The sequence below is a fragment of the Sphingopyxis sp. genome (assembly GCF_034380315.1).
Lineage (GTDB): Bacteria > Pseudomonadota > Alphaproteobacteria > Sphingomonadales > Sphingomonadaceae > Sphingopyxis.
This window is the reverse complement of sequence record NZ_JAXMPB010000008.1, coordinates 134,319-153,484: the sequence shown is the minus strand read 5'-3', so window position 1 is coordinate 153,484 and position 19,166 is coordinate 134,319. Positions and strand designations below refer to the sequence as shown.

At 59.1% G+C, this 19,166-nt stretch carries 12 protein-coding genes and 1 pseudogene; 6 read left to right on the top strand and 7 right to left on the bottom strand.

Going from position 1 to position 19,166, the window contains the following annotated elements:
• Positions 1–28: 28 nt before the first annotated feature.
• From U0S50_RS15055 to U0S50_RS15045, 3 genes are all read right to left on the bottom strand, one after another.
• Positions 29–2,140: a phosphocholine-specific phospholipase C gene (locus tag U0S50_RS15055; RefSeq protein WP_322309553.1), complete on the bottom strand. Its 2,112-nt coding sequence runs from the start codon at positions 2,138–2,140 to the stop codon at positions 29–31.
• 187 nt (positions 2,141–2,327) lie between these two features.
• Entirely contained in the window at positions 2,328–4,505 is a 2,178-nt protein-coding gene (locus U0S50_RS15050) for a TonB-dependent receptor (protein ID WP_322309552.1), read from the bottom strand.
• A 453-nt stretch (positions 4,506–4,958) separates the two neighbouring features.
• The gene (locus tag U0S50_RS15045) at positions 4,959–5,561 is read right to left on the bottom strand and encodes a TetR/AcrR family transcriptional regulator (protein ID WP_322309551.1); all 603 of its coding nucleotides are present in this window, start codon (positions 5,559–5,561) and stop codon (positions 4,959–4,961) included.
• Positions 5,562–5,715: 154 nt separating this feature from the next.
• On the opposite strand from U0S50_RS15045, the gene U0S50_RS15040 reads away from it, so the two are divergent.
• The 6 genes and pseudogenes from U0S50_RS15040 to U0S50_RS15015 all read left to right on the top strand — a co-directional run bounded on the left by U0S50_RS15040 (position 5,716) and on the right by U0S50_RS15015 (position 15,962).
• Positions 5,716–8,004 carry a TonB-dependent receptor gene (locus U0S50_RS15040; protein WP_322309550.1) on the top strand — a complete coding sequence of 763 codons (2,289 nt, stop codon included), beginning with the start codon at positions 5,716–5,718 and terminating at the stop codon, positions 8,002–8,004.
• 54 nt (positions 8,005–8,058) lie between these two features.
• Entirely contained in the window at positions 8,059–10,416 is a 2,358-nt protein-coding gene (locus U0S50_RS15035; RefSeq protein WP_322309549.1) for a S9 family peptidase, read from the top strand.
• Entirely contained in the window at positions 10,413–11,510 is a 1,098-nt protein-coding gene (locus tag U0S50_RS15030) for a serine hydrolase domain-containing protein (RefSeq protein ID WP_322309548.1), read from the top strand. The genes U0S50_RS15035 and U0S50_RS15030 overlap by 4 nt, the downstream gene beginning before the upstream one ends.
• A gap of 38 nt (positions 11,511–11,548) precedes the next feature.
• Positions 11,549–12,853, top strand: coding sequence for an MFS transporter (locus U0S50_RS15025; RefSeq protein ID WP_322309547.1), 1,305 nt, complete (start codon positions 11,549–11,551; stop codon positions 12,851–12,853).
• 42 nt (positions 12,854–12,895) lie between these two features.
• Positions 12,896–14,440, top strand: coding sequence for a M81 family metallopeptidase (locus tag U0S50_RS15020; protein WP_322309546.1), 1,545 nt, complete (start codon positions 12,896–12,898; stop codon positions 14,438–14,440).
• A gap of 394 nt (positions 14,441–14,834) precedes the next feature.
• Positions 14,835–15,962, top strand: a pseudogene (locus U0S50_RS15015) (IS3 family transposase).
• A 15-nt stretch (positions 15,963–15,977) separates the two neighbouring features.
• Here the strand turns inward: U0S50_RS15015 and U0S50_RS15010 are convergent.
• From U0S50_RS15010 to U0S50_RS14995, 4 genes are read right to left on the bottom strand one after another with little or no spacing between them, the layout of a single operon-like run.
• Positions 15,978–16,160: a hypothetical protein gene (locus U0S50_RS15010; protein ID WP_322309545.1), complete on the bottom strand. Its 183-nt coding sequence runs from the start codon at positions 16,158–16,160 to the stop codon at positions 15,978–15,980.
• A 45-nt stretch (positions 16,161–16,205) separates the two neighbouring features.
• Positions 16,206–16,739, bottom strand: a complete 534-nt coding sequence (locus U0S50_RS15005) for a hypothetical protein (RefSeq protein ID WP_322309544.1) — start codon at positions 16,737–16,739, stop codon at positions 16,206–16,208.
• Complete coding sequence (locus tag U0S50_RS15000) at positions 16,736–17,347, bottom strand: C39 family peptidase (protein ID WP_322309543.1); 612 nt, start codon at positions 17,345–17,347, stop codon at positions 16,736–16,738. The genes U0S50_RS15005 and U0S50_RS15000 overlap by 4 nt, the downstream gene beginning before the upstream one ends.
• A gap of 2 nt (positions 17,348–17,349) precedes the next feature.
• Positions 17,350–18,867, bottom strand: a complete 1,518-nt coding sequence (locus U0S50_RS14995) for a hypothetical protein (RefSeq protein ID WP_322309542.1) — start codon at positions 18,865–18,867, stop codon at positions 17,350–17,352.
• Between the last annotated feature and the right edge of the window lie 299 nt (positions 18,868–19,166).

Sequence of the window (19,166 nt, the reverse complement as noted above, 5' to 3'; positions counted from 1 at the left end):
CGGCGTACGTGTGGCAAATGGCCTGGTGTCAAATATAGGTGAGTGGGTCGCTGACGCCGTCCACGCCGCGCTCGATGCGCCCGGCCAGTCGAACATCCATCCCCGGCAAGGATATGGTTATATCATACCAGTCATGCTCTTTCGCGCTTTGCCAGGTTTCTACCGTGCGCCCGCGTGCCGGGATCGATACGTCCCGATCGGCGGCCTGGCGATAGGCATCGTGGATGATGCGCGCCGTCTTGGGGTGGTTGGCGGTATTGACGAAGGAAAAGGAAAGCCCGCGCCGCTTGACGTCGTACCGCGCGGCCATGGTCGGCGCCTCCACCGCTTCGGCCAGCATGCCCGTAAACGAACGGTGAAATCCGTTCGGCCCTAGGATCCAGAGGTCGAAGGCACCGTCGGGCTGAACGTACCAGCGATCCTTGATGGTCTTGCCCGCTTCGACAGTAAAGCGCCGCGGAATGCGGTCGAGCGCATGCTTGTCATAAACGTGGAAGACAGCTCCTGCGGTTCCCGCATTGATGAAATCGAGGTCGATGGAGCGCCCGCCAGCGTTCATCTGTGCATCGACATGGAGGATATAGGGCAGGGCCCGCGAGCGCCGCACGCCCTGTTCCTGGAACAAGCTTTCTGGCGCGCGCGGGGGGAGGAGCTTGGGACGTTGCAGATGATCGTCGCGCACGGCGGGCGATCCCGTCACGTCGGGCAGGTCGGGAAAGGCGGAATCGGCCCTTTTCGAAAAGTCAAAGCAGGATGTCAGATCGCCGCAAACGGCACGGTGCCACGGGCTGATGGCGGGAACGGATATTCCAAAGCGCTTTTCCAGAAACTGGCCGACCGATGTGTGATCGAACACTTCACTGCTGACCCAGCCTCCCTTGCTCCAGGGCGAGACGACATACATGGGAACGCGCGGACCGAGGCCCCAGGGACGTGTCGTGCCGGATATGGTGTCGTCACGGGACAGATATTTGTCCTCATGGTCGTCGAAATAATGGCCCGGCAGTTCCAGCGTGGCTTTGCCGGCCAGCGTGCCGTCGGCATTAAAGGATGGCGGTGCCGCCGGAGGAAAATGGTCGAACAGGCCATCATTCTCGTCAAAGGTTTGAAAGAAGACGGTGCCGCTCCACACATCGGGGTTGGCGGTCAACGCGTCGAGGACGCGGGCGGTGAACTCGGCGCCTTCGATCGGGGTCGATGCGGAGGGATGTTCGGACCATTGCTTGGGCGGCAGCACCCACGACACCGCGGGCAGGGTGCCGTTCCGTGCATCCTCCGCCAGCTTTTCCAGCGAATGGTGCGACATGCCGCGTTCGTAGATGGGGGAGCCGGGCTTTGCATCGCGAAAACCCTTGAAGGCCAAGCCCCCGTGCATCGCGCCAGTCCAATTGTCATTGGGATCCTGATAGATGCGCCAGTCGATCCCCGCTTCTTCGAGCACTTCGGGGATGGTGGCCCATTCGAGGGCATTTCCAGCATAGGTGTAGCCGGGTTCCGGCAGTGCGCCCTTGATCCAGCAACGCAGGTTATTGGGTTCGGACCTGTCGTCACGGCAATCGGTTCCGGTCGCGGCAACCGCAGGGTCGAAATTGGAGCCCGACCAGAAAACGATGCGGTTGGGGTCGGTGCCGGTGGTGATCGAGCAATGATAGGCGTCGCAGATCGTAAAGGCTTCGGCGAGCGCGAACTGGAAAGGAATGTCCTCGCGCTTGTAATAACCCATGGAATAGTCGGTCTTGAACTTCGGCCAAAGGCCGAACTTGCCCTGATTCCAGGCCGCCTGCGCGTCGGAAAAGCTGTGGGGCGTGCCCGGCACTTTCAGGGCGTTGGTGCGCGCGGTATCGAGATGGAAAGGCGGCAAATCGCGTACGCCGTTGCTTTGCGACCAGACGGTCTTGCCGCCCGGCATCGGAATCGGATGGCGATCGCCAAATCCGCGAACGCCCTTCATTGTTCCGAAATAATGATCGAAGGACCGGTTTTCCTGCATCAGGATGACGATATGGCGCACATCCTTGATCGTGCCCGTCGTTCGCCTGGCGGGAATGGCCAGCGCGCGTCCGATGCTGGCCTGGAATGCGGCGGCCGATCCTGCCGCGACGCCGGCGGCTTTCAGGAAATCACGTCTTGAATTGCTCATGCCATTTACTCCGGCTTGAAAGGAAGCTGCGCGTCATCGCGGCGTGCGGACAGGAATTTCACGGCCGGCAAGGCGAACCAGAGGGCGGCAAAGGATGGGGCCATCCTGATGGGGCGTGTCGCCGCGAGAGCTGGTTCGCGTTGCAGGTGGAGTGTCCCGGCGCGACGAGCGCGCCGGGACGACCGGGTCAGAATTTGGTTGTAAAAGAGACATAGACGCTGCGCGGCTTGCCTTCGAAGGCGTAGCCATAGAAATATTCGGGGCTGTTCAAGGCGATCTCGCCGCGAATGAACGCCGAACTGTAGCGCATGTTGCCGAAGCCGTAGCGCTCGGCATATTTCTTGTCGAAAATATTGACGAGGCGCAGCTGCAACTGATGTTGCCTGTCGTCGCCGAAGCGATATCCCACCGATCCGTTCAGCAGGAAGTAATTGCCGAAATTGTGGCGCAGCGAACTGTTGACGCCGCCGGTCGCATATTCGGGTCCCTGATAGCGGGGGAACAGGGTTATCGAGAAGCGGTCGTCCGGGCTGCGCCAATTGACGTTGCCGCCGATCATATATTCCGGCGTTTCGTTGATCTGGCGGTCGCTGCCGTCAAGGCGTGCCTTTTGCTTGGTGTAATTCACGTTGAAGGAAAAGCCGCCGCCGACACGAACGTCGAGCTCGGCGGTCAACCCGCGAATTTCAGTAATGCGATCGTTGTTGAAATAGGTGTTCGGGGTCAGTCCCGACGTCGTCTGGATGCGATTGGTGACGTCGGTCCGGAATGCCCCGACTTCGGCGCTGACCTGGAATCCGCCGAAGGATTTTGAAAAGCCGATCCCGCCGTTGTAGGTTTCGGTCTCTTCGGTCTTGAGGTCGGGGTTGCCGACCAGTGTGGCGCTCTGGGCGAACAGCTCATTTGTCTGCGGCAGGCTGTACGATGTGCCGCCGTTCCCGCGAATATAGAAATCGCCGATCGGTTGACGAAAGCCGACCTTCCAGATTGTGCGTGAACCGAAACTGTCGGCAAAGTCGGTCCGTACGGCCAGTGACAGTTTCGTGTCGGGACTGAACGGGATGACCGGGCGAACGTCGGCATAAACGCCGGTGATCGTATTGGCCTTGTTCGATATCGGAAAGACGGGATCGGAATCGTTCCGGTACGAAACCATCTGTACGCCCGCGACGAGTTCTAGCGCATTCGGAATCGTCAGCGTGTTGCGCAGGTTCAGGCCCATTTCGCGAAAGCCGCCGACCTTGGAATCCTCGCCGAATCCCTTGTTGGGATAAGGGATCGATTTTCCGGTCGCGTCGCCGAACGCGATGCTCTTGCCTGTCGAAGGGTCCACGCATCCCGCGGCGTTGCGGCAGATCTCCGGATAGGTTTCGGTGTTGTTCAGCCGGGGGTTGCTCCAATATCCGGAAAGTTCGGTGTAAAGACTGTCCGACCAGCGCCGGTCGAGTGAAAAATCGACGATCGGATAGCGGGTGCGATTGGGCGAATAGGTTTCGTTGTCAGGAAACGCATCCTGAAACTCCAGCTGCGTATATTGCGCGTTGACGCGGAAATCGCTCTTGTCGTCAACCTGCCACAGATACTTGATGCCGATGTTGTTGCGGTTCAGGGGGTATTTCTGGATGCCGCCCGCCTTTGCGACATTGTCGACATAGGATTCGGGGGCAAAGATGCGCGGACCATCGGTCTGGATGCTGCCGCCATAGATCATCACGCTGTGCCGCCCATCGGCGTCGAGAGGGAAGCTGGCATTGCCCCAGACTTCGCGCGTGTTGAACGCGCCATATTGGGCGCCGACCTCGGCCTTGCTCGTGCCGTCGGGGCGCTTGGTGACAAGGCTGACCACGCCGATCCCGCCATTGCTGCCAAAGAACAGGCTGTTGCCGCCGCGGAACACTTCGACCCGCTCGATCATGTGGGGATCGATCGTGGTCGTGCCCCAGATCGTTTCCAGCGCCGGTCCACGGTCGTAAAGCGGAACGCCGTCCAGAACGACCAGCGTGTCGCGGTCGCTGCCGCCATCGAGGCGGATCGTATATTCGCCTTCATCCGGCGAATAGCCGACATTGGCGCCCTTGATCAGAAACTGGGCAATTTCTGCAAAATTGGTGGCGCCGGTCGCGGCGATCTCTTCGGAACTGATGATCTGGACGGCATTGCCATATTCCACGGCCTGCGCGGCAAGCGGCGTCGCCTCGACCGTTGCGGTGCCCGTCACGATGATCTCGTCCACCGCGTCGGCGGCGTCGCCGGCGCTGTCCATCGCCGCGTCGTCGGCCGCCGCGAAGGCTACGGACGGCAACATGCTGGCCGACAGCAAAAGGCCAAGGAAAATGGCGCCACGAAAATTGGAAGCGTTCTGCACAATTATGCCCCTTATGAAGGATCCCGGTCACATTGGCGGGGCAGGGATCGGACGCGACCGCGACTCGATGCTGCCGTCAATGTGCGCTGGTTCCGCTAGGAGGCGCGTGTGACAGTTAAATGAAATATTCTCATATTTCTGTATTTCAATAATGAAATTATCGCATTTTTGGGTGCGGGCCAGCATGTGCCGATGGCGCAAAATGTCCAGCAATGCCCCTCCCAGCAAGGCCCCTCGATGTGGGCGGGTGGTGGCGGACAATCGGAACCGGATTATCCCAAATTTGTTGAGTTTCGGGTGAAAAGAGGCCTGCTCTTGCAGCATGCTTCCGGCTGAAACTGCTCGCTTCACCTCCCCCGTCTTCCATATCAGGGGCGGACCCTAAATTATCTCTGGAGGGAATTCGGGGGCTCAGATCGACGCTTCGCAACCGCGATAGCGCCGTGAGCGCTGCTATTGCCGATTCGCACTTGTCCATGTCGTGAGCACTTCGCGCATCGCAGCCTGATAGCGTGACACATCGAGCTTTGGATCGGCACGCATGGTCGCGAGGCCGGTCCACAAAAGCGATATGCCATCGACCAGCGTCTTCTTGTCGACGTTGGGCGCAACCTGCCCTGCGGCTATCGCACGATCCACAGCGGCGGCTAAGGCCTTAGCGACCGCCCCGATCCGCCGTTGGAGCAGTTCGCGAATTACCGGATTGCGAGCTCCCTCGGCATTGAATTCAAGATGAAGACCGGGCGAAATCTGTAGTTCAGCTCGCTCGCGCGCTGCGTCTTCTGAAACGCTGAGCACTGCATCCACGAAATTTCGGCGGTCAAGCATGTGTTCGATAAGATCGATTGTCTCGTCGGTAGTATATTCGAACGCGGCCTCGATAATGAGGTCTTTCGATTTGAAATAATAATACAGGAGCCCGGCGCTCATCTTGGCCTCTTTGGCGATATCATTGAGGCTGGCGGCTAGCAGGCCCTGCCTCGAGAAGCATCGCATTGCCGACCGGATAATATGAAGCCTTTTTTGGCGTATTTTCTCTTCGTCGACCTTGCGCATTCCATCTGCTTTCCCGTTATCGCCGCCGCCGCGTCCGCGAGGGCTGGCGTGAAGTCAAGGCCAATGAATTGCCGAATGACCCCATTGACTCTGACTCCATTTTCGATATTCATTTGTTGGTCAACCACCAAAAAAATAAAATGTAGGGGATATCATGGGACTTTTGGCGAAATCCTATTCCGGCTGCTCCACTCTTGCGCTGGCGGTCGTAGCCTTTGTTGCCTCGCCGCAGGCCGCTCACGCGCAAGACGATGCCGACGGAAGTTCCGTCGTCGGTCCCGCCGTTCCTGACCTAGGCGACGAGATTGTCGTCACCGCCAACCGGAGGCCTGAGGCCGCACGCGACGTCGCGGGCGGCGTCAGTGTGGTAACTGGGTCGGATTTGCAGGCCGCCAATCTTACGCGGCTCACCGACTATCAGGCGCGTGTCCCAGGTTTAAACATCGTCAGCGGAGGCGCGCCGGGTCTGTCTACCGTCGTTATCCGCGGGGTCGCCTCGCTGGGCAACGGTTCGCTCGTTGGAACTTATGTCGACGATATTCCGATCGGATCCAGTAGCGGATGGGGTCGCGGGGGCTCTACAGCTCTGGATCTCCCTCCCTATGACATATCACGCCTTGAAGTGCTCCGCGGCCCTCAGGGTACGCTCTACGGTGCGAGTTCGATGGGGGGGCTCATAAAATACGCCACATCGAAACCTGACCTTCAAGGCTTCTCCGCCCGTATGGGCGGCGATGTGTTTGCGATCCAGGGGGCGTCAAAAGCTGGCACGGCACTCAGGGGGGGCGTAAACGCTCCGCTTATCACCGACCAGCTCGGTTTGACGTGGAGCGGCTTTTACCGAAGTCTTCCCGGCTATATCGACAATGTCGCTCTCGGTACAAAGAATGTTAACAGCGGTGAGGAATATGGCGGCCGGGTGTCGCTGCTCTGGAAGGCCGCCGACGACTTTTCTTTGCGGATGAGTGCTCAGATTCACCGCTCGAAGGCCAATGATCTCAGCGTGGTTACTTATACGGGGTTCGCGCCTGTGAACACCGCAGATGGTGCCAACATCATTATCGGGAGGCAGGGCGTCGGGGATCTCACGGAAGCCCACGCATTTGCGCAGCCGTTCACGAAGAAGGTCAACATATTTTCAGCTGAGGTCAATTGGGGTCTGGGCTTCGCCGATCTAGTCTCTGTCACGAGTTGGTCCAAGACGCATTCGGACGCGGTGGCCGACGCCAGCAACAATTACGGCCCCCTGTATCCCCTGGTATCCGGCGGAGCGATACCGGCCGGACTTGCACGCTTTCCGCTGTTGACCTCAGTCGTCAAATTCACGCAGGAAATTCGTCTCACGTCGCCGACCGAGCGGTCGCTACGATGGACGGTCGGCGCCTTCTACACCAATGAGCGCGCTTTTCTCGATCAACGTGCCGTCGCATATGATAATGACTATAATCTGATCCCGGCGTTCCAGCCTTATCTCTTCTTCGCGAACGTCCCCACGCGGTACCGGGAATATGCGGTGTTCGGTGGTCTTACGTGGCGCGTGAGTGACAGATTCGAGCTTTCCAGTGGCGGCCGCTGGGCCCGCAACCAGCAGGATTTCATGCAGGAATCCTATGGCGCGATCATTCCCACCGCCTCCGTTTCTAGCGAGACGTCCGAAAGCGTGGCGACCTATATGGTCTCCGCGAAGTACAAGGTGACGGACAATGTTACGACCTACGCTCGTATCGCGAGCGGTTACCGCCCCGGCGGACCCAATACCGTCATACCGGGAGCGCCCGTTGGATATGATTCGGACCGCCTCACCAATTACGAAGTCGGAGTGAAGGCGGATGTTCTCGATCGAAAGCTCAGCTTTGACCTTGCTGGCTTTTACATCGATTGGAAAAAGATTCAGTTGCTTGAGCGGGCTGGCGCCGTGTCCTTCTATGCCAATGGCGGTACTGCGGTTTCGAAGGGCATCGAATTCACAACATCGATCAGGCCGGCGCTGGGGCTGTCACTTGGATTCAATGCGGCCTATACCGATTCCCATTTGAAGCATGTCGATCCCGGCGCTGCCTATCTTCTGCCTGGTTACCAGCTTCCCGGTATTCCGAAATGGTCACTTGCGGGACTGGGCAGCTATGACTGGACGATTTCCAGTGAGGCGCAAGGGCATTTGGGAGCACAGATACGGCATGTGACCGACATCTATGCCAGCACCGTTGGACGGACCTCGGCTGCGGCATCAGCTGCGACGGTCCTCCCCGCCTATACGACAGTCAACGTCGATGCGAGCGTGAGTTGGGGCAAGGTTACGGTGAAGCTGTTCGTGAACAATCTCACAAACTCCCGCGGCAAGCAGGGGGCGGCGGTTCGGCCGACCTCGGGGGTCCCGGTTGCGGTCGATTTCTCGATTATCCAACCGCGCACGGTAGGCGCGGGACTCGACGTCGCATTCTGAGCATTCGTGCATCCGTCCTGACCGGACGGATGCACCGCACTTTCAGCGAGACCAATGATTATGCCCAACAGCATGTCTAGCCGCCCTGACGCGCGCCTGCTTCGTGCGGCAGCGCAGGTTCCCATCAAACGAGCCAACGCCTTCGCAAGCCGACATCTGCACGGATATTGGATAAACGGGGACAGGTTCTTCCACGTCGTTGACTTCTTCGACAAGGACGGTCGACACTTGTTCGAGCCGCGCATTTTTCACGCGGACCGGCAAGATACTAAAACCCTGATAGCGGCGGAGGATCTCGAGGCACTTTCCCACGCCGCGTTCGGGCGGTCGGCAAAGGAGGCATTCGGAGGCGTTGTCGATCTCGATGACAGGGAATCTATGATTCTCCGCTATAGCCAGCGCTCGTTCAGGATTGTTTCAAATCCTCTTGCGCTGGAGGATTTGGGGGAAACTCCTTCGCAACGCGCATTTGCGCCCGATGGCCGGTACACAATCGTTCTGGATGGCGAAAATCTCGCTTTCGAAGATCGTCGCTCCGGTAAGACCTCCCGTCTGACGAACGACGGTGCTCCCTATTTCGCATATGGCAGGCAACCAGAGTCCGCGATAGGCGCGCTCGCGGCCCGCGCGGCACCTCAGCCAGCCGGTATCTGGTCGCCGGATTCCTGCTGGTTTGCAACGCTAAGGGCTGACGAACGTAACATTCCTGAAGTCACGCTGGTGCAGCATTTTCCGGGGCCGGGTGAAAAGCCCAGATGCCATAGCTTCAAATATTCGATCGCTGGAGAGCCTTGCGCGGAGATCGAATTTATTCTGTTCCATGTTCCAAGTGGTAGAAGGATCAACACGGCCGAGTATCCGATCATCAGCACGGCTTCTTCGCCCTTTTTCCTCGGTCATGGGTGGTTTTCCGCCGACGCGAAGCTGTTCTTCTTTCTTCGGTTCGATCGTTATGTTCGGACTGTCGAACTGGTCGAAGTGGACCTTTCTACCGGGGTTTCCCGGGTCATCCTGACCGATGAAACGAAGGCCGGCTATCTCGACTTCAGCCAGAACATCGTCGGACAGCCTAATATCAGGTGCCTTTGCGCATCCGCCGAAATCATCTGGTATTCGGAAAGGGATGGCTGGGCTCATCTTTATCTCTATGACCGTGCCAGCGGCGACCTCAAAAACCAGATCACGACGGGGAACTATCTCGTTCGCGATATCGTCCATGTCGACGAGACGGCGCGGCGCATTTTCTTTACAGCGGGCGCAGTAGACCCGGACGACGATCCTGCGCGCCGTTCACTATGCTCGATAGGATTCGGCGGTGAAGATTTTCGGGTCGAATATTCCGGCTGTGGCGACATCGCCGTATCCCAGCAGCCCCTGATGCGTCTCGATCACGGAAATCCGCACAGCTCCGCATATCGATCTTCAGGCGCTGCGCCAGGCGGCCAGCACGTCATCATCCGCGATTCAGGCGTCCGCGATCCCGCCCGCACGATCGCATTCGATCTTGCGAGCAAGAGGGCATTCGAACTTGCCCTGATGCATGAACAGCCAGGTTCCGTGTCGCCGGAGCCTGAACGCTTCACCGCCTTCGCTGCCGACGGGCAGACACGATTGCATGGAGCAATATTCCGCCCGGCAGACTTTCATCCCGGCAAGTCTTATCCCCTTGTCGACTTCATCTACCCGGGTCCTCAAACCTCCTATCGACCGCGCGAATATCAGTCGATCATGGCCGGTCAGGCGCAAGCCATCGCCGAGCTCGGTTGCGTTGTGGCCATGTTCGACAGTCGTGGCCTCCCTCTCCAGTCGCGCAACTTTCACCATGCCGGCTATGGCAGCCTTGCAGAACCGCAACTCGAGGATCATGTGGCGGTATTGCGTCAGCTCCTCTCCAGCAGGCCCTATCTTGACGGCGCCAGGGTCGGGATATTCGGCCAATCTGGAGGCGGTTATGCGGCGGCCCGCGCACTGCTGGCCTATCCGGAATTCTTTCATGTCGGGGTCGCTGTTTGCGGCAATCATGACCCTGATCGATATTGCTCCTATTGGACTGACAAATATGTCGGGACTGCCCGATCTGATGACGCACCGCTCGACAATCTGGCGCTGGCAGGCGGCCTGCGGGGCAAGTTGCTCCTGGTATCGGGAGACATGGACGACAATGTCCACGTCTCCCACACCATAGCGCTCGCTGGAGAAATTCAGCGTCATCGTCGCTGGGTGGACCTCATGATCGTCCCTAACGAGGGACACTTTCTCCTGATGACAAACCCTGCCGTTCAGGAGCGAGTGTGGTGCTATTTCAACGAGCACCTGATCCGCGAGGGCTGCATCTACACGGAAACCCTAAACTACTCTCAAAGCGAACTTCTTCACTTCCAGAGGATGTTCACATTGGAAGCGTTGTCATGACTACACCTCTGGATCTTACGCGATCGACCGCCAAAGGCGCTGCAGCGCGGCTCGACCGCGTTGTGCAGGACTTCGTTGATGTGCTCGGTAATCTGGGAGTCGTCGTGAGCCTGAGCCTTCCAGGCAGCGACATGATATCCTTCACGGCCGGCTTTGCCGATCGCGAAAAGGCCAGCCCTGTCTCTGCCGAACACCGTTTCCAGATCGGCAGCCAGACGAAGACGTTCGTCGCGGTCACGATGTTTCTGCTTGACCGCGCAGATGTTTTGGACCTCGACCGCCCGGTCACCGAATATGTAGATTTGCCGATCGATCCGCGCATCACAAGTCGGCACCTGATTATGAACATGTCCGGTCTCGGCGAGTTCACCAAGGCGTTTCCCGTTGGACTCCTTGATCCGCGGATCGGTTATTCCTCGCGCGATCTGGTCGCGCTAGCCCTGCCGCAGGGACAGCTGTTTTCACCCGGTGAACATTTCGATTATTGCAATACGGGATGGATCATCGCCGGGCTGATCATTGAGAAACTGTGCGAGCGGCCCTTTGGCGAAGTAATTGGCGATATGATCTGCGCCCCGCTCGGCCTGTCTGAAACGAGTTTCACATCTGACTATTCGACCGAAGACATGCTGAAGGGCTATATCGTGACGCCCGTGTCGCCTGATCCGATCGATGTTTCCGGTTACCTGGATTGGGCGAATGCCGCAGGAAACGGCATTTCAACCATGCGCGATATTGTGGCCTTTTATCGGAGTTTCAACGCACCCCAAAGCCCGATCGGCGTATCGCTGGCGGACCTGACACGGCAGCTTGGGCGCCCTAGCGCCGATCCCCATTTTGCCCTCAGCGTCGGTACCGAATATGGGCTCGGAATCGAACGCAGGGCTTGGGCTGGGCGTGAGGTCTGGGGACATCCGGGGTCGACCCTCGCCTATCTGACGTCGACGTGGATCGACTCCGAACTCGATATTGCCGTGGCCACATGCGTGACGCGTGAAATGTCGCCAGTCGCTGGGACAAGCGACCTTCGATACCCTCGTGACCAGCTGTTCGCGATGGCGCTGGCGACTGCCTATGCTCTTGCTGACCGATGACTGACATCGTGCGACCGCAAGTCTGGGGATAGTCATCAATGGCGAACAGTCCTGAATCCGATGGCTATCCAGCAAGGGGGCGGGCTCGCTTCGCGCAGGCCGTACTCGTCGTCATCGCTATCGTCACTGCGATGGATGTGCATGTCAGCAAGTTGCTGCTTGAACCTATGAAGGCCGAACTCGGCCTGAGCGACGCCCAGGCGGGCTTCATCAATGTCACCGCAAGCTCTTTGGCTTATGCTCTGTGCGCGATCCCGGCGGGCCTTCTTGCCGATCGGCTCAACCGCGTTCGTCTTCTCCTGTTTGCCATGCTCCTCTGGGCGGTCGGTCTAGGCTCTGTTGCGCTGTCTGGTGGACTGGCGGTGCTGTTACTCGGAAAATTCATTCTCGGTGCTGCGCTTGCCCTGACATACACTTCCGCCATGTCGCTGTTCTCCGACTATTTCTCTCCCGATCGGCGGGCGACAGCCACAGCGAGCTTTCCGGTCGGCCAGACGCTCGGCGGCGCTGGAGCAGTTCTAGTCGGCGGTCTCGGGCTGTCGGCACTGACTGGCATGGTGGTGAGCGAACCTGTTTTCCTGCAACCGCTGACGCCGTGGCGGGGTGTCACGCTGGTTTTTGGGGTCTGCAGCCTTCTGTTGGTGCCTCTTTTGCTCACGGTGCGTGAGCCGCCACGGATGGAACGGAGCGCGGCGAAAGGCGCAAAAAAATTCCGTATTCTCTGGGACAGGCGTGCCGAACTGCTTCCGCTCTACGGAGGGATGATGTTCCTGTCAGGACTTGCCAGCGGCGTGATGGTTTGGTCGGTCCCGGCCTTGATGCGTCTTTATGGTCAAAGTCCTGCCGATCTCGCGACTTGGCTCGCACCTCTTTCACTTGTTGTCGGCATCGCCGGGATGATCGTCGGCGGCCGGTTGGTGCAGGCAAGGGTACGGACCGGAGACATGCGCGAACTTCTCGCTCCTGCCATAACGGCCGCGCTTGTCGGCAGCATCGGAAACTTCATGGCGGTAATGCCCAATGTGATTGGCTTTGCGTTTTTGCTCACACTTTCCAACTTCACTTACGCGATTGCGATTTCGGTTCCCGTCATAGCGATCAACTACCGAATCCCTAACGATCTGCGCGGCCTAGCCATGGCAGGATATGTCGTACTCTTCGCAATTGTCGGAGGAATCGCGGCGCCGATGGTCGGCGCAGCGACCTCGGCATTCGGGGGAGACCATATGCTGGGCGCGGGCATATTGTCCGTCGGGCTCACCTGTTCATTCGGCGCCTATATCTGCTTCCGGATGGCTGCGCGCGTGAATTCACCTTCGACGCCGGACAAGGTCGCCAGCTGACGACCTCGACGTCAATTACCCTCCATCGACAGCGAGCAATCTATGACCGCCGATTCCAGCCGCTTACGCAGACCTTTGCGCGTATTTGTCGCGTCCCTGGCACATGAGACTAACAGTTTTTCTCCCATTCCCACGAGTATCCGGAACTTTCGCGAACAGCTATATTATGTCCCTCGCACCGGTATCGGCCGCGAGTCCGCGTTGAATGCGCCCGGTCATGGCGATGCGATCCGCCTTGCGCAGGCCAATGGGGACCAAGTGATCGAGGGGCCCTGCTTCTGGGCCCAGCCATCCGCGCCGGTTTCTTCCGAAGTCTATAGCGAGTTGAAGGACGAAATCCTGTCAGCGCTTCGCGACGGCGGACCTGTCGACTTGGTGCTGCTCGTTCTCCACGGTGCCATGATGGCGCAAGGCAATCCGGATTGTGAGGCGGACCTCCTAAATGCAGTCCGCGCAGCGGTTGGGCCGTCGGTGCCGATCGGCGCAATTCTTGACCTCCACGGCAATGTCTCGCCAGCGATGGTGCAAAGCGGGGCGATACTCGTGGGCGTCAAGGAATATCCGCATATCGATTATGGAGAGCGCGCCGCCGAGCTATATCAAATCCTCGTGGACATGGCGGCGGGAGACCGCCTGTCGATGCATTACCGCACGATACCCGCGCTCAATCTCCTCGGGACAACGGAAGAACCGATGAGCGGCTTCGTGCGCCGACTCAAGACGATAGAGAGTCAGGAAGGCATAAGGTCGGTTACTTTGATGCATGGTTTTCCATGGTCGGACACCGAGCATACGGGAGGCTGTGTTCTCGTCGTATCGCAGAACCGCGACGCGGCCGCCATGGAGGCACTCTGCGACAATCTGGCCGAAGGCTATTTGTCGATTATCGGCAACGCAGCCATCGACAGGCCGTCCGTACCCGATGCGGTTCAGCGAGCTCTGGATTGGCCTGCAGGCTGCGGGCCCGTCGTCATCGCTGATAGCTCGGACAATCCCGGCGGAGGCTGCGGCTGCGACAGCACGTTCCTGCTTCGCGAGTTGATTGAACGCCGCTGCGAGGCCGCGGCGATTGGAATGATCTGGGATCCACAGGCAACGCAGATCGCGGCGGATGCCGGCGTCGGCGCGCGCCTTCCGATCCGGATCGGCGGCAAAGTCGGGCCTTTTTCCGGTGATCCGATCGATATCGACGCAGAGGTAGTCGCAGTCCGCTGTGATATCCGGCAGCGTATGTTCGGAACGGGACCCGAGCGCCCCATTGGCTTAGCTGTCCGTCTGCGTATCTCGGGGATAGAGATCGTCATCAATGCCGTCAGGCAGCAGGTGTTCGGGCCCGAGTGCTTTACTGGATTGGGTATTGACCTGCAGGACAAGTCGATTGTTGTTGTGAAGTCTAGCCAGCATTTCAGGGCCGGTTTCGATTCCCTCTCCCGCGGCACCATCTACTGTGACGCTCCCGGTTCACTGAATATGAGCCTTGAGAATATTCCTTATCGATTATTGAAAGTTGTCCGCCGCGACGCCGCCTTCGTCACGGATCGGCCGATACAGTACATGCGTTGGCCGGAAATTCACCAAATCGGCTGAGCTGATGAGACCCCCGCTCTCCGTGCGCAAGTGACCGCTTCCTTTGAGCATCGGTAGAGCCATGGTGGGCGGTATGAAGCATGGAGGCGCTTTCTTCGGCGCGTTCGGGAGCCGATGGCGTCCCGGCTGCGCTGCGGTTGGCAAGGTTTGTGTCATCATCGATGGCAACGATGTTTCCATGCACGAGACGCAGGACCCGGCTGCGAATACCGTCGATGCCTCGATCCCGGCGCCAGCGAGATGCTAGGTACATTTGGCTGAGCCATGTTGGCTGCCGCGGTCGTTGCTGTCGTACGCTATCGTCCAGCGCGAAGGGGCAGGCAGTCAGCCGCGGCTGATTAGCCCGTAGATTTCTGGACGCCTTCTATCCTAATTTTGAGGACAGGAGACGACGATGGGGAAGCCCAATTTCAGTGATGAGTTCACGCGTGATGCGGTGGCGCAGATCACCGAGCGCGGATATCCGGTAGCGGAGGTTTCGGAGCGGCTCGGCGTCAGTCAGCATTCGCTGTACGCGTGGAAGCGGCAACTGGCGAAGGTGGTGTCTAGCGATGCTGGCAAAGATGCCGAGATCCGCCAGTTGAAGCGCGAGTTGGCCCGAGTCACCGAGGAGCGCGATATACTAAAAAAGCCACCGCGTATTTCGCCAGGGATGCAAAGTGAGATACGCATTTGTTGCCGAGCATCGTGACCGGTTCCGGGTTCGGTCGATGTGCCGGTGCCTGCGCATCCAGCCCAGCGGTTTCTATGCCTGGCAGAAGAATCCGCTGAGCCAGCGAGCCCGGGAAGATGCGCGGCAGACCAAGTTGATCCGGCAAGCCTGGAATGACAGCGGCAAGGTCTATGGCTACCGCAAGTTGCACGACGACCTGCTGGATCAGAGCGAGAGCTGCTGTCCGAACCGCGTTACCCGGCTGACCAGACTGGCAGGTATCAAGGCGCAGATCGGCTACAAGCGTCGGCCGGGGAGCTATGGCGGCAAGCCATCCCTGGCGGTCGACAACACTCTGGACCGGCAGTTCGAGGTCGCGGCCCCCGACAGGACCTGGATGACCGACATTACCTACATCCGCACCGTGGAGGGCTTTGCCTATCTGGCCGTCGTGATTGATCTCTACTCCCGCCGCATGGTGGGCTAGAGTAGGCAGACCACCGATGTGGTGCTGCAGGCGCTGCACATGGCGGTATGGCGGCGCAAGCCGAGCGGGTGCTGATCCATTCGGATCAGGGCTCGCAGTTCACCAGCATGGACTGGGCGGCCTTCATCCGAGCCCACAATCTTGAGCATTCGATGAGCCGACGCGGCAACTGCCATGACAACGCAGTGGCTGAAAGCTTCTTCTCCTCGCTCAAGCGTGAACATATCCGGCGCCGCACCTACAAAACACGCGATGAAGCCCGGCAGGACATGTTCGATTACATCGAGATGTTCTATAACCCGGTGCGCAAACAGGTCAGGAACGGGATGCTGTCACCCAAACAATTCGAACGGCAGCAGATTTTGAAAGCAGAAGGCGGCTAGAAAACTAGGGGCTATTCAGTGAGCGGTCACGATTGCGTTTTTGGTTCCCCTCAAGCGCCATCGTTCGATCACATCGACGAGATTGATCGCTGCCGGGTACTGGATTGATGGGATGGCGCCCGCGGGGATGAGGCGTGCCGCACTGATATGTCTAAAAATGTAGTAGGGTATCGGGCTATGGTCGATCATCGGCGCCATTGGTTTCCATGCTGTCTGCTGGCGCGAAACAGCGTTTCGGGCTGCTCATTCGCGAAGCCCGGATCCCGAAGCGAACAGCCTCGACCGCGCTTCGGTCACGAACCGATCCTCTGGGACGTCATCGGTCAAACTGGTAAAATGATGATGGCCTTCGCGCCGCGACGGGCTCAACCAGAAAGCCTCCATATGGATGTCGGGAAGCCTCAATATCCTAGGGCGATAGAGTGCGTCGGGCCCCGCGTAGCGAATGGCGGCGTTTGCCATTACATTGGTGACGCGCAGGCCCCAGCAGCTCTTGGCGTAACGCTGCGGCCGCGTTCGCCCGCCTGCGGTGCGGCGGATGTCGACGATCGCGCCTTCCTCCATGTGCGGATGAATCCAGAAATAGCGCCACCCCCACCGCCAGCTGTGATGATATTCCCCGGTTTTCATATGGATATCAGGAATGGCATAGAGTGGAAGGACGGCCATCGTGCCGACGACCGGGTGGGCCGCGAAATCCTTGGCGAGCCGGTCGTTCAGCACCTCGATCGCGATGCGCCTGGCGACCGGCGACTCACGGACCCGCGCGATCGTCATGCGCCGCTGTCGGGGAGGAAGAGGGCCTCGGCCCAGTGGCCAAATTGCCCGGGTGTTCCGGCGGGCTCGGGATAGCGGGCCATCTCGGAAACCAGTCGGAGTTCGCAGTTGCTGCTGTTTCCGTCCAGGCCAGTGGGATCGTAGATCCAGAACGCCTGTTCGCCAGCGAGACGGTCGTAGCCGAAGATACACACGAAATGTCCGCCGCCAGCGTCCCAGATGATATTTACACCGACCGGGTGCCCGGCATCGATGCTCGCTACAATCCGAATGCGCGACTTCTCGGTCTTCTTAAGATCGTCGCTTCGCCTTTTCTCCATCGAAACGCCGAAAATCTTGTGAACGACGGCCCAGAGCGACTGGACGTCGTTGCCGGCTTGGGCCGGCGCATACCAGCGGACCGCGACGTCAACTTGCGTCATGGGACTCCCAAGAAAACGCGACAGTGCAGCCCCGACGGCAGCCCAGCACCAGTTTGTTCGTGCCTGCGTGTCGGACGCGATATCGGATATGACTTTGCCACCCGGGACAACCGGGTCCGATTTCAATGTCCCATCCGATGGGATCGCGAGCGGCTCCGGCCGCGCGAAGGCGGGCGGGGTGAGCATGGTCAGGGCGTCTGATTTTTCTTGATCGCAGCCTCGAGGTCGCTCTTTTCTTTCTGGAGTCTAAGGACCGCAAGTTCTGCATTGAGGGCATCGACGTCGGGGGATGCCGGTCCCTGCAGCTTGGTAAGCTTTACCTGGTTCTCGAGCATCGTGATCTGGTGTGTGAGGGCGTCGAGTTCGGCCTTGCGCGCCGCAGCCACGTCAGCGTCAGTTCCCTTCTCCTCGGCCTCGCGCTTCGCGCGGCTAGCCTCGATAAGGCCGAGGACGCCGCTCGCGGCGTCATTCGCGAGGTCGATTGCCTGAACGCCCGACGCTTCGATCGACTTGTTGCTGCCACCGGTCAGGCGGCCGTCCTTGCTGAACGTGGCCGAGAGGCTGTTGCTCTCGCCAAAGTCGCTTTCGAGCCCCAGCATTCGGACCTTGCCGAACTGGGCGACGCTGACGGTTTCCGAGAGCAGCGGCTTGGCCGCACCTGTTGTAGTCACTAGGAGCGATGCCTGGACAGGGTCGCGGAAGATGATCCCGCTGCCGCCCTCCACCTTGGGGCAGCCGTGCTCGGGGTCGCATTCCGCCTGTGCGATCAGCGGTTTCAACGAGTGGAAAAAGTGGAAGCTGTCGGACTTTACATCATTGGCAACCTCGTCGCCCAACACTGAGGCGAGCCACCGCTTGAGCTTTGCCGAATTGGCTGAGAAGAGCTTGGGTTCCTTGTCCGGAACAGCCGTCTCGGGGAGCTTCCACTCCTCGGAATAGGTGAGGCGGGTTTTGATCTTGTCGAGGCTTTTCTTCAGCGAGGCGAGTTCCTCAGCAAGATCGTCGGCCTGCGTTTGCAGCGCGTTGAACCTTTTCCGGTCAGATGGGCTGATCATATTGCTGGCGATGCGCAGGCGCAGCACGACAAGCTGGTCCTCGATCGCCTGCGCCTCGTCCGGTATCCTTTTGATCCGCATTTGGGCGCGATCCATTTCCTGGACCATGGCAGCGATCGCCGGTGGACAAAGCAGAATTTCGTTCGGGCGTTCCGGAGCGGCACCGCCCGACCCAGGCACGGGCAGGCCGATCCCGATGCGCGCGACATTAAGACCGAGCTTGATCGCGGCGCCGATCGCTTCGGGCTCCTTGCCGGTGATCGTCGCGTTTATGGATTTGAGGATGAGAGTGCCCTCATGATATTCGATCTTGAGATCACTTGTCTTGAACGGCTTGCTGAGCTTCTCATAATCTATGCTTAGCGTCTCGCCCTCGATGACGTCACTCTTGTAGGTTGCAGCCACGTCAAACGCCGTCGAGACATCCGATGTGGGCAGTGCTGACGGGCAGTCCTTGAGCGTCCAGGACAGGGTCACCGTGAATTGCGATATCGGGAGACGGTAGGGGAAGCCGCGTGCCGGTACCGCATAGGCCGAGGGGTCAGCCTTGCTGGTCAAAGCCACCTTGCAACCCGACGTCAGCAAGAGTGCAAGTACGGCCGCTGCCAAATATCCTGCCCGCTTGTTTGGATATGTCGTATCCACCGCCATTCCCCCACAGAATGATCGGCATTTGTCGCATAACTGACTGCGCAATGTAAGAAAGGACTGTTCCAATCTGACAGTGTTCATGCCCCAGTGGTGTGGGGGAGTATTTAGCACTCGGATTCAAAGATCAGAGCCAGAAGTCGACGGTTGCGGAGAACGCTACGGTGGAGAAGAAGGCTTTTGGGTATCTGTCGTAGCGTCGTGTTGCGAGGCGCTGGCCTCCTATAGACGATGCCTGGCATCGTCCATGACGTTACCTCAATGATGAAGCTGAACATGATTCCAATGCGATTTCGGCGTTT